The organism is Mycobacterium sp. (assembly GCF_035314665.1).
Classification (GTDB): Bacteria; Actinomycetota; Actinomycetes; order Mycobacteriales; family Mycobacteriaceae; genus Mycobacterium.
Map to the genome: position 1 here is coordinate 1 of NZ_DATFZD010000072.1, position 10,874 is coordinate 10,874.

Annotated in this window: 10 protein-coding genes and 3 pseudogenes; 6 read left to right on the forward strand and 7 right to left on the reverse strand. The window is 66.7% G+C overall.

The annotated features are described in order from the left end of the window. Nucleotides 1–479: 479 nt before the first annotated feature. From VKI00_RS05270 to VKI00_RS05280, 3 genes and pseudogenes are all read right to left on the reverse strand, one after another. On the reverse strand, nucleotides 480–1,238 hold the full coding sequence (locus VKI00_RS05270) for a type 1 glutamine amidotransferase (RefSeq protein ID WP_324435955.1): 759 nt from the start codon (nucleotides 1,236–1,238) through the stop codon (nucleotides 480–482). Beyond that, the gene (locus VKI00_RS05275) at nucleotides 1,235–1,621 is read right to left on the reverse strand and encodes a hypothetical protein (protein WP_324435956.1); all 387 of its coding nucleotides are present in this window, start codon (nucleotides 1,619–1,621) and stop codon (nucleotides 1,235–1,237) included. Before VKI00_RS05275 ends, VKI00_RS05270 begins: the two co-directional genes overlap by 4 nt. A 19-nt stretch (nucleotides 1,622–1,640) precedes the next feature. Continuing rightward, nucleotides 1,641–1,801: pseudogene (locus VKI00_RS05280) on the reverse strand (sigma factor-like helix-turn-helix DNA-binding protein); the annotation flags it as partial. A gap of 445 nt (nucleotides 1,802–2,246) precedes the next feature. Between VKI00_RS05280 and VKI00_RS05290 the strand changes: the two are divergent. Further along, complete coding sequence (locus tag VKI00_RS05290; RefSeq protein WP_324435964.1) at nucleotides 2,247–2,972, forward strand: class I SAM-dependent methyltransferase; 726 nt, start codon at nucleotides 2,247–2,249, stop codon at nucleotides 2,970–2,972. Nucleotides 2,973–3,011: 39 nt separating this feature from the next. Here the strand turns inward: VKI00_RS05290 and VKI00_RS05295 are convergent, their stop codons facing one another. Beyond that, complete coding sequence (locus VKI00_RS05295; protein ID WP_324435958.1) at nucleotides 3,012–3,308, reverse strand: hypothetical protein; 297 nt, start codon at nucleotides 3,306–3,308, stop codon at nucleotides 3,012–3,014. 720 nt (nucleotides 3,309–4,028) lie between these two features. Between VKI00_RS05295 and VKI00_RS33700 the strand changes: the two genes are divergently transcribed. Continuing rightward, on the forward strand, nucleotides 4,029–4,385 hold the full coding sequence (locus tag VKI00_RS33700) for a WhiB family transcriptional regulator (RefSeq protein ID WP_414687120.1): 357 nt from the start codon (nucleotides 4,029–4,031) through the stop codon (nucleotides 4,383–4,385). A 69-nt stretch (nucleotides 4,386–4,454) separates the two neighbouring features. On the opposite strand, the gene VKI00_RS05300 is transcribed toward VKI00_RS33700, so the two are convergent. Further along, nucleotides 4,455–5,105, reverse strand: coding sequence for a hypothetical protein (locus VKI00_RS05300; protein WP_324435959.1), 651 nt, complete (start codon nucleotides 5,103–5,105; stop codon nucleotides 4,455–4,457). A gap of 136 nt (nucleotides 5,106–5,241) precedes the next feature. Continuing rightward, nucleotides 5,242–5,847 carry a TetR/AcrR family transcriptional regulator gene (locus VKI00_RS05305; protein ID WP_324435960.1) on the reverse strand — a complete coding sequence of 202 codons (606 nt, stop codon included), beginning with the start codon at nucleotides 5,845–5,847 and terminating at the stop codon, nucleotides 5,242–5,244. A gap of 55 nt (nucleotides 5,848–5,902) precedes the next feature. On the opposite strand from VKI00_RS05305, the gene VKI00_RS05310 reads away from it, so the two are divergent. From VKI00_RS05310 to VKI00_RS33705, 4 genes and pseudogenes are all read left to right on the forward strand, one after another. Next, nucleotides 5,903–7,321 carry a flavin monoamine oxidase family protein gene (locus tag VKI00_RS05310; RefSeq protein ID WP_324435961.1) on the forward strand — a complete coding sequence of 473 codons (1,419 nt, stop codon included), beginning with the start codon at nucleotides 5,903–5,905 and terminating at the stop codon, nucleotides 7,319–7,321. Further along, nucleotides 7,303–8,910, forward strand: a complete 1,608-nt coding sequence (locus VKI00_RS05315; protein ID WP_324435962.1) for an alpha/beta fold hydrolase — start codon at nucleotides 7,303–7,305, stop codon at nucleotides 8,908–8,910. Before VKI00_RS05310 ends, VKI00_RS05315 begins: the two co-directional genes overlap by 19 nt. Next, nucleotides 8,907–9,428, forward strand: a complete 522-nt coding sequence (locus tag VKI00_RS05320) for a hypothetical protein (protein ID WP_324435963.1) — start codon at nucleotides 8,907–8,909, stop codon at nucleotides 9,426–9,428. Before VKI00_RS05315 ends, VKI00_RS05320 begins: the two co-directional genes overlap by 4 nt. A gap of 272 nt (nucleotides 9,429–9,700) precedes the next feature. Next, a pseudogene (locus VKI00_RS33705) lies at nucleotides 9,701–9,811 on the forward strand (hypothetical protein); the annotation flags it as partial. Between the two features lie 36 nt (nucleotides 9,812–9,847). Here the strand turns inward: VKI00_RS33705 and VKI00_RS05325 are convergent. Beyond that, nucleotides 9,848–10,874 (reverse strand): annotated as a pseudogene (locus tag VKI00_RS05325) (hypothetical protein); the annotation flags it as partial.

Here is a 10,874-nt window from a genome sequence, read left to right on the forward strand (position 1 = left end):
CATCAACATGGTGTTGACCGCCCACTTCTTTTGGACAATGCCCCCATACAGCACCGCGATGCCGGGCAAGCTCATCAAGCCCACCAGCGTGGCCGCTACCAGCTGCCAGGCATTGTCTCCGGGGTTAAGCCAATCGGGATACGGCGACATGGTTCAGATACATCCCTCACTCGAGAAGACGGGTTTCACTGGGTCACCGGCGCTGCCGCACACGACATGGCAGCCGCAGATGTCGGTGGAAGTATTTCCTCTGGGATGTTTCGCGGGACTGCTTCTCGGTTAAATCGGTGTTTCGGTTGTCGCCGTGGCTAATCCGCACCAGGTCGACAGCATCTCCACAGATCTTCTACAGCACCCACTCAGATCAACCAAAGTGCCGTCGGCACCGGACATTTGAGCCTTCCGACGGATACGACTGGGAGAGAACCGAACTCGGCGCCGCGGCTGGATTGCCTCGCGTGGTTACGCTGGTGCCGTGGTTACCCGCCGGCCGGGATGGCCGCCGGCGGCCAGGACGCGCACAGCGCCGCGAACGCATCGAAGACCTGTTGCGCGCGTTTGGGATCCAGCTGCTCGGCCTGGGTTCGCAACAGCTCCGCGAAGTCGGGACCAAGCACCGCACGCGCTTCGGCGGCCATCGTCGGCTCGGCCGTCCACCGTTCGATCACGTCGCGATCGGCTTCCAGGTGAAAGAGCAGGCCCCAGGTGGTCGCTCCCATCCGGAACGCCTGCAGCGGTGTCTGCGGTGAACGCGCCAGCGCCACCGCGCCCGCCGGTAGGTCGAAACACTCGCCATGCCAGTGCAGCGCCGGAATGGCCGGGGCGACGCATCCGAGCAGGGCGTCATCGGCGTCGAGGATCTCGACTGCCGAGACGCCCAGCTCGGGTTCGGGCCCGGGAGCGACAACCCCGCCCGCCGCCTTGGCGATGAGTTGAGCGCCCAAACACACACCCAGCATGGGCGTCTCGGTTCTCATCGCCGCGCGGATCCACCCGATCTCGGCACCCAGCCCGGGCAGGCGGCCGACGTCGTTGACGCTCATCGGGCCGCCCATCAGGACCGCACCGCGCACCCGCTCGGGTTCGGGCAGCACCGTTTCCGGACTGTGCAGAACGTTGCTGGCCACCACGGGGACACCGGGAAATGAATCCAGGATCCCGAACGGTTCCTCCCAGTCGACGTGCTCGATGACAAGCAGAGGCCGGTCGTCGGGCGAGCCGGTGGCCGGTGACGTCACGCCGGGGCCCGCGAGCTCACCGGGCCCACCGGCGCGTCGGCCGGGCTGTGGTGCGCGGGGGGATCGATGTGGCTGTCCACGGTCGCCTCCAGGTCGGTCTCGATGTCGGCGAGTACCCCGGGCTTGCGTCGGCTGACGGTGATCAGCCAGCCCACGCCGGCAAGCATGTAGATCAAGAAATAGTACGGGAAGTAGCGCACGGGCACCGGCGGGACGGGATAGAAGCTGCCGACCGTCGGGACGAGTAGGCAGGCCGGCGCGAGCACGAGCACCGCGATGTCCTTACGGGTGATTTCACCGCGGCGGCGCAGGTAGACCGGCGCGGCGATCGAGATCATGAAATACACCAGCAGGAAGCCGAACGCGGCCCGATGGGCCGACATCCTCTGCGGCCACGCGCGAGCGGAGGGCGCGCAGCGCGTAGTGCAGCCGGCACACCACCGTGCCTTCGGTGATGCGAAGATCGGCTGCGATCTGCGCTGTCGTGAGTTCCAGATAATACGCCCGGAAGATCACCGCCCGGTGTGGAGCGGGGGCAGCTGGGCCATCGCGTCGGTGGTCAGCTTCCGGTGATGCTCGGCGACCGTCTCCTGACGGTGTTCTTCGCCGCGCCGCAAGCGTTTCACGGTGCTGCCCCGGTTGCGGGTGGGTCTCGTTCCGCCGGCGGTCATGGGTTCCAACGGTAGGAACGCCTGCTGTCGGCGACGACCAGACGTCCGTTGGGTGGACTTTCGGTCAACGGTCCCCGGCTCCGGGGCGCCTCAGCCAGCAGGGCGCCGATGCGGGAGGCCGCCAGCCGCGTGGCCCCCACCAGCGCCGCCGGCGGGCGCGGGCCGGCCCGGGTCCGCCGCCCGCGGCTGCGCTGACATCGGGAGGCCTGTCACTGTCATCAACGACCGCGCCACCCCGTTTTCATCCAACTGGCCGCCAAACCGCTGGTCGAGGTGGGTTCTCAGCGCCATCACATGCTGTCTCGTTACGCTCGGCCGGGTGCCACCAAGGCTGAATATTCACACGGACCGTTTGCGGGCCAACTCATTTGGTGGTGCGGCGCGCAGGTACGACGCACACCGGCCTCGGTACCCCGGGGCTCTGATCGATGATCTGCCGGCGGGTGGTGCCTGCCGCGTCCTTGATGTCGCCGCCGGTACCGGAATTGCCTCGCAGCAGCTGGCCCAACGCGGCGCCGATGTGCTGGCGGTTGAGCCCGACGCCCACATGGCCGCCATCGCCTGGGAAAAGGGCATCGTCACCGAAGTCGCGACCTTTGAAACGTGGGATCCCGCCGGGCGCACCTTCGACTTGGTGGTGTTCGCGGCGTCGTTTCACTGGGTGGATCCCGCTGTCGCGTTGCCCAAGGTGCGCCGAATCCTGCGGGCGGGTGGCACTCTGGCGCTGCTGTGGAACCGGCTGACACCGGTGCGGCCGACGCGTGATGACTTCGCCCTCATCTACAGCGACTACATGGACGCCGACAGCGCGCCGGCGGACGGCCGCTTCGACGAGATCGGCGCGGCGGTCAGCTCAGCGGGTTTTACCGTCACGCAACGCACGTACCCGCGTGACCTCCACTATTCCGGGCAGCAGTGGCTCGACCACGCATTCACCCACTCTAACCACCTGACGCTGGATGCCGCGGAGGCGAACGAGTTACGCAGGAGGCTGGCCGACCGGATCGGCCCGGATGGCGTGGCGGTCCACGCGGAGGCGCTCGCGGTCCTCGCGGCGCCTTGACGATGCGTCGGTGCCGATCGTGGTTGCGTCAGCCGTCGGCTAGGCGGCAGTGCGGCGACCCGTTTCAGACGAAGATGCAACGGGCGCCCGTGCGCTGATGACGAGGCGTTCGCGTTCGGGTAGTGGCCGACTTTCCGCCAGGAAGCAGGCCACGCTCCCGCCGAAGCTGAGCAGGCCGATCAACCCGGTAGTTGTGGCGGTTCCGGTCTGGGCGAGACCAAAGCCGCCAAGGCATACCGCGAACGCGATCACGGCGGTCACGATGAGGAACAGTCCCGTTGTGCCGACGGCCTCGGCGACTGGGTCGTCCCCGGGGACGGAGTTGCCCTTGGCCATGTTCGTGGCCTACCCGGCAGGTAGGGCCGCTAAACCAGGGCGGGTCGGCCTGCAGCGCCTGCAGCGGTCGCGCCGATCACATCACGGCCAGGATCACGGCCAGCAGAGCGACAAAGCCCACCATGAGAAGAAGATCGTCACGGTTCATGCCACGGCCTCGCCTCATCCGCCTTTTCGGGGAAGTGCCGCAGTGCACGTGGCCGAAGTTGTATCACACAACGCTTCGTCCCGCTGATCAATGATGGCAGCTGCCGGTGGTCGGCGCGCTGCAACGGTGGCGATGGCTCTTCTCACTGGATACTCCTCGATCGCTCGGCAACGTATCCGGTTGTGCCGGTTTCAGACTCGCCGGTCAGATTTCACGGCCTTGGATGGTAGCTGGGCGCACTGAAGACCGGCTGAAGCCCGCCGCCGCGACGGGAATCTTCAGCTGATCATCAGCTGTCGGGTTGCTGGGTGGCGGTGTGTAAGTTTTTCCGGCGGTCCCGTATGGATTCCGTTGGGATTGGTGCCGTCGCGACCCAGATGGTGTAAACCGGTCCAGGTGTGCGAATCGCTCGACCCGGGCTCCGCATGCGGTCTGTCCGGACGTCGTAGTCCGGGCGGCGATGTGATCGCCTCCCTCCGGTTAGCGCACCTGAAATAGGTTGGCCGAGCCGCGGTTTCAGCACAAGATTCGTGGTCGAGTTGCGGGCAGGAGGTTTCACCTCAGTGAAGTCCATGGCCGGTCCGTCCAGGTCGGAACGCCACCGAAACCCATGGCGGCCGACCGTCGTCGGCCGGGCAACGGCGACGTCGCACGAGCCGCCGCCGCAAGCGGGGGACTGGCGCTCGCGGGCGCGGTGCCAGGGGGAGCCAACGGAGATCTTCTTTGCGGCCGACAACGAGAGAGGCGCGCGGCTGCGACGGAAGGAGCGGCACGCGAAGCGCATCTGTCAAGGCTGCGAGGTGCTCGAGCACTGTCGCAACTACGCACTCGACGCAGGCGAACCGTATGGCATATGGGGCGCATTGACACCGACCGAACGACGACATCTGCGAGCCGACGATCCCTGGAGCGGTTTGACCGAGTTATAGACCGCTGGCACTGGGCGCAGGGCTATTGTTCGGCGAGCCGCTTCAGGTTTGCGAATTGCCGGTTCTGCATCACCCAGTGCGACGGCTCCAACAGCACCAGACTGGTGATGGGCTGTAGCCACTTCGGCCGCAGCGCCCAATAACCGCTGACCACCAGCCGGGTGCGGTCGCCGGGCAAACCCTGCAGCTTGAATCCCCAAGTGGAGTCGGTGTAGTACCGCGCCGGGGTAGCGCCGGGTCGAAGGGGCGGCCCTGCAGATCCAGCGACATGCGAAGCCCTAAGAATCGCTCGGGTTCGAGTGCTGCGACTTCCCACCCCACCCGGCCGCTGGGCTCCCCGGCGAAACGGTCGCCCAGGGAAATGGCCTGCCACTCGGGATGAATACGGTCGGCGCTGTGGTGCCCGAAGTTGTCGAGGTGGTCCCAGCTGTACCAGCCGCCTCGATTGGCCCCCATCTGCACCAGCCAGGGCCACACCTGCGATGGTGGCGCATCGATCGTGACGGCCATTGTCGCGCTGCGGGTGCCGCCGGGAATCAGCTCGGCGGTCGGGTACGGGCTGTTCACCTCGTCGTCGGTGGCACCCCAGCGCAGCATGTGTGGCCGCAGCACCGCAAGATACCCGACCGTGAGTCCGGCTATCAGCGGTGCCGAATCGCACCGCAGTGCCGACTTCATCGGTGATTCGACACCTGCCGACCACGACTTGGCCCCTGCCATAACAGTTTTCCTTCCGCCCGACCCCGAGGTGGCACGGCACGACGCGGGTACCAACTGTGCAGGCGAACATCGAATCAGCAGTAGAGCCAAACGGCCCAAGTCGACGCGTAAAAGGTCGTAGACGGCGGATTCCCAGTCAATCAGGGGTTGCGGCGAGGCCGGTGAGCAGACTGCGCACCAGCGCGCTCGCGTCGGTGCGTGCCTGAGCGGGATCATCGGCAGCCGCGATTGTCAGCGACAGCTCGGTGAGCATCCCGTATGCCGCCGCAGCGATCAGTTCAGCCGGGCGTTCGAGGATCACCCCCGCGTCGATGAGCCGGGTCGTCGCGTCAACAAGCAGCGCGGCGAAGTGCTGCCGGTCTAGTTCACGCCAGTGCGGCCAGCCCAGTGCGATCGGACCCTGCAGCAGGACGATCTCGCGATATTCGCGCTGGCAGCACACATCAAGGAACGTCTCCATTCCGGCCACCGCCTGTTGCCACGGGTCGGATTGGGCGGCCACGGCCTCCGCGACGCGCCGCGAGGCGGCGCCCTCTTGTGCCTGAAAGACCGCCTCGAACAGGCCACGCTTGCCGTCGAAGTGGTGATACAGCGCACCGCGGCTCAGCCCGGCCGCCTGCACGAGTTCTTCGGCAGACACCGCGGTGTAGCCACGTTGCACAAACAACTCCAGCCCGGTCTGCATCAGCACCCGCCTGGTGTTTTCGGCGTAGGTCTCGCGAAGCGACTTCACCGCGCCCATGCTCTAGACATAGCATATACATTCTGTATTCTACATACATGACGTATGCCGGTGGATGCCGGTAGTGGATCAGTTCGACGTCGACGTCGTGGTGGTCGGTGCCGGGGTCGCGGGCCTGGTAGCCGCCCGTGACCTGACCCGCAACGGTCATCGGGTGACGGTCCTGGAGGCCCGTGATCGGGTGGGTGGCCGGCTGCTCAACGCGACGCTGCCCGGCGGTGCGCCCATTGAGGTTGGCGGTCAGTGGGTCGGGGCCGGCCAGACCCGGGTTATTGAGCTGGTCGCCGAGCTCGGGCTTTCGCTGTACCCGACGTACGCGCGGGGCCGCCACGTCGTGGAGCTCAACGGCCGGATGATCACCTACACCGGGCGCATCCCACGACTGAATCCGGTGGTGTTGGCCGACATCGCCCAAGGCTCGTGGCGCCTGGGTCGTCTTGCGCGTGCCCTCCCGGCGCCGGGTGACGCGCTGAGCCCATGCGCGGCAATGCTGGATGGTCAGACCTTCGCGACCTTGATCCGCCACCTGCTGTACACCCAGACCGCCCGCGGGTACATACGCTTGATCACCGAGGCAATTTTCGCCGCCGAGCCCGAGGATCTCTCGGCGCTGTGGGCGCTTTCGTATATCGGCGCCGGCGGCGGGCTCGACATTCTCATCAATACCGAGGGCGGCGCGCAGCAGGACCGCGTCGTTGGGGGCTCCCAACAGATCGCCCTGGCCCTTGCGGCCCAGCTCGGCGAGCGAATCAGATTGAACTGCGCAGTTTCGCAACTGGATTGGGACGATTCTGGTATCCGAATACCGCTCCCGGACTCGACGACGCTGTCGGCACGGCGGGCTGTCATCGCCGTCCCGCCGACGCTGAGCGCGCGGATCCGTTACACCCCGGCGTTGCCCGTCGACCGCGAGCAGCTGACCCAACGGATGCCAATGGGGGCGGTGATCAAGACCAATGTCGTCTACAACGAGCCGTTCTGGCGTGACCGCCGTCTGAGCGGCCAGGCCAACAGCGACCGGCGGACGGTCGGCACCGTCTTCGACAACACCCCGCTCCCGGGCAGTCCCGGTGTCCTGGTCGCCTTCATCGAGGGCCGCCACGCTGACGCGGCGCGCCGGCTGTCCCCGTCAGAACGCCGCAGGCAGGTGTTGGCCGACTTGGCTGCCTACTTCGGGCCGGCGGCTGCAGAACCGATCGAATATATCGAACGTGACTGGGCAGCCGAACAATACACCGGCGGCTGCTACGGGGCGTTCACCGCGCCCTCGACGCTGAGCCGATTCGGGGCGGCGCTGCGTACACCGGTGGGACCGCTGCATTGGGCGGGCTCCGAAACCGCCCGCCACTGGACCGGCTACATCGACGGCGCCGTTGAATCCGGGCACCGAACAGCCCACGAGGTCATCGAGACCTTCAACGCCACCACGCCCATCGCCAACACGGAGGACAGCGCATGGCCAAGCCTCATCTAGGCACTCCCTCATGGGCAGCACGCGACCACGGCGCGCTAAGCCCCAGCGAGCAGGCCGGATTTGTGGTTTCCGCGCTCAACCAGCAGATGGCACAAACGACCGCGGAACTGCTCGCGGCGCTGCGGCGTCAAAACCCCTCGCCCATGAGCGCCACTCGCAGCACACCCGACAGCCAGCTCGCCCGCGACGCCTTCGAGCTGGCAGCGAACAACTACACTCCCGGCCTGATTGGCCACTGCCTACGCAGCTGGCAATGGGCCGACCTGTTTGCACAACGTGACGACATCACCTACGACCCCGAGCTGCTCTACGTCAGCGCACTGCTGCACGACATGGCCCTTACCCGCCAGCCCACCCATGGTCACTGCTTTGCCGTCGACGGCGGCCGGTGCGCTCGCGAGCAACTCCTGAGCTGGGGTCAGCCCGATGAGTTCGCCGCGCGCGTTGAAGAGGTCATCGCCTTGCACATGAACATCCATGTGCCGCTGCAACGGGGACCCGAAGCCCACCTGCTTCACGCCGCAACCCATCTCGACGTCGCTGGCACCCGGATGCGCCACATCCCCACCGAGCACCTGCGCACCGTCGTCGCGCAGTATCCGCGTGACGGATTCGCGGCCGAGTTCGGCCAACTGATGCGCACCCAAGCCGCCGCCGCGCCGCGGTCACGCGCTGCACTCGCGTGGCGCACTGGATTGTCGATCCCGTTGAACCACAACCGGCTCGACAAGATATCGGGGTTCGTACCGCCGGTCGGACCCGACGAGCCGGTGGGCAGCCCTGTGCGGCTGCCCACCGGGCTGACCGGCGTGGAGGGAATTCCGCAAGCGTCCGCGACCGAGACACCGGTGCTATTGCTGCACGGGATGATGGGCGGCGCGTGGCAGTTCTCGTGGTTTCAGCGCGCGCTGACCCGTGTGGGATATCGCAGCCTGGCGATCAACTACCGCGCCCACCACGGCAGTCAACCCTCCGCGGCGCTCGGACGCGTCGGCGTGCGCGAATATCTGAAAGACGCCCTGGACGCCTGCGCCTACCTGGGAACCCCGCCGATCGTGGTCGGGCAGTCGATGGGCGGTCTCATCGCGCAGCTCTTGGCCGCCCAGGGGGCCGTGCGCGCCGCGGTGCTGGTGTGCGCGCTGCCACCGGGCGGGGTCCGCTGGAAAGGCGCCCGAAACCCGCGCCGCGCGCTGCGCCACCTACCGGCGGTGCTGACGGGCCGGCCGATCCGACCGCACCGCGGCGAACTTGACGATTTGATCTTCAACCAAATACCCGCCGATCAGCGCCGCGCCTACTTCGCTCGCCAAGTCCCCGAAAGCGGCCGCGCCGCTACCGAGATCGCCTACGGGGCCGTCGATGTGGACGCCGACGCGCTCACATGCCCGGTGCTGTCGATCAGCGCGGCCCACGACCGACTGGTCTACCCCCACGTCGGCGAGGCTCTGGCACACCGCTACCGCGGAGATCACCTGCGGCTAGACGATGCCGGCCACTACGCGCTGGTAGGCGAACCGGGCTGGGAGCATCTCGCTGAGCAGATCATCTCATGGCTCAATAACCGTCGACTCGACACTCCCAAGCGATGAAAACCGTTACCGCCCATCCGATCATCGACACCGTGCTGCAGCGTTACCACGCCCAGCTGGGTAGTCACATCCAGACCTACCGCAACCACGTTTACCGCGGATTGACCTATCACCAACTGCTGTTGGCCACCCCGGTGCCCGACTCTGTCGCGCTGGCCTGGGCCGTGCACGACCTCGGCATCTGGACCGCCGGCACCTTCGACTACCTGACCCCGTCAGCCGATCTGGCATCTACACACGCCAGCGAGTTCGCTGTGACCGAAACCGAATATGTCCGTGCCATGATCACCCACCACCACAAGCTGCGGCCCGCCCACGACCGCATGACCGAGACGTTTCGCATCGCCGACCTGATCGATGTCAGTCGCGGGCTGCTGCGTGGACCCATCGAGCGTTCACGTGTCAAATCCGTTGTCGCCGAACTCCCTTACCTTGGCTTCCACGCTTTCCTTGCCCGCGGTCTGACTCGATACGCCGTGCACCATCCCACACAGCCGCTGCCCATGCTGCGCTGGTAGCCAATTACCGTGGCATCGCCGGACTCGAAATCGCCTGTTGCTGGCCGCCATCCTCGGCCGCAAGCTCGGTACGCGGTCCCCGCATGCTGGCTAGCATGAGCGACACTGACCCGCGCGGAGACGCCGGTGAACTGGAGCAAGCGTGAGCGACCTGCCAACCGGAACGGTGACGCTGCTTTCGCCGACGTCAAGGCCCCAGGTGGCTGTGGCAGACCCAACCCGACGAGATGGCGGTCGCCGCGGCGCGGCTTGACCGCACAGTGTGCGACGTCTGGTTGACCGATCTGGGCACCCATCGGCTGCGTGATCTGCCCCGCCCCGAACGGGTGGTGCAGTTGTGTCACCCTGACCTTCGCAACGAGTTCCCGCCGTTGCGGACCGCGACAACCATTGCTGCCGATTGGTCAATGGCTCCGCACTCAGAATCCCATATGCGGGTCGACGTGCGTGTGCGTCGACGCGTCATTCTCGACCGGAGTGGGGTGTGATAGCGACGTGTCGTGACCGGTGTCGAATACCGAGTGACTCGATGAATCGGTGCCCGACTGGGCCGACGAATCGAATACCGAGTGGTCCGGCGTGTCAGTGACCGCATGGGTCGACGAGCTGATGCCGGAGTGCTCGTCAATCGTCGTCGACGTGTGGTTGGGACTGACCGAGCTGACGCCACTGGTGTGGACGCTACTGTCGGAGCCAGTGATGACCGAGCCGCTGTGTGATGCGGAAGTGACATCGCCACCGGCCGTCGTCGAGCCGCTGTCATGGATGGCATTGCTGTCGCCGACAGAGACGGTCGAACCGTGGCCACCGGCAATTGCACTCTGGTCGACGCTGCTGTGGCCGCTAAGCGCTGCACTCTCGTTGCCGAGGATGTCGCCGTGGCTGCCATCCGCGGCCCCGACTGTTGCGCCACCTGCAGCGTTCACCTGCCCGGCTGAGGCGACGCCACCAGACGGGTCCGTGACTTGAGCGTTGGTGTGGCCGCCCAGCGCGGTGCTCTCATGGCTGAGGAAGTCTGCGCTCCCCCCACCACCGGCTCTGACGGCTGCGCCACTGGTGGCGTTCTCGTGGTCAGTCGGACTGACATCACCGAATGGGCCCGCCGCTTGAGCGTTGGTGTGGCCGCCCAGCGCGGCGCTCTCATTGCCGAGGAAACCGGCTGCTCCGCCACCGCTGGCGGCGGTCTGTGCACTCAGGGTCGCACCGCCCAGCGGGTTCGTCAGGCTGGCGCTCGCGGAGCTGCTCATCGCGGCACCTCCCTGCGCGGCCAGGCCGCCGTAGCTGCCGCCGACCCCGGCCGCTCCGCCACCGCTGGCGGTGACCTGATCACTGAGGGTCGCACCGCCCAGCGGGTTCGTCAGGCCGGCGCTCGCGGAGCTGCTCATCGCGGCACCTCCCTGTTCGGTCAGCCCGCCGCCGTAGTTGCCGCTTACGGCCGCCGCTCCG

Coding starts and splice junctions, on each gene's coding strand:
- VKI00_RS05310 (WP_324435961.1), top strand. CDS start 5,903: ATGCCGGTAGTGGATCAGTTCGACGTCGACGTCGTGGTGGTCGGTGCC.
- VKI00_RS05320 (WP_324435963.1), top strand. CDS start 8,907: ATGAAAACCGTTACCGCCCATCCGATCATCGACACCGTGCTGCAGCGT.
- VKI00_RS05300 (WP_324435959.1), bottom strand. CDS start 5,105: ATGGCAGGGGCCAAGTCGTGGTCGGCAGGTGTCGAATCACCGATGAAG.
- VKI00_RS05275 (WP_324435956.1), bottom strand. CDS start 1,621: ATGTCGGCCCATCGGGCCGCGTTCGGCTTCCTGCTGGTGTATTTCATG.
- VKI00_RS33700 (WP_414687120.1), top strand. CDS start 4,029: ATGGCCGGTCCGTCCAGGTCGGAACGCCACCGAAACCCATGGCGGCCG.
- VKI00_RS05315 (WP_324435962.1), top strand. CDS start 7,303: ATGGCCAAGCCTCATCTAGGCACTCCCTCATGGGCAGCACGCGACCAC.
- VKI00_RS05305 (WP_324435960.1), bottom strand. CDS start 5,847: ATGGGCGCGGTGAAGTCGCTTCGCGAGACCTACGCCGAAAACACCAGG.
- VKI00_RS05295 (WP_324435958.1), bottom strand. CDS start 3,308: ATGGCCAAGGGCAACTCCGTCCCCGGGGACGACCCAGTCGCCGAGGCC.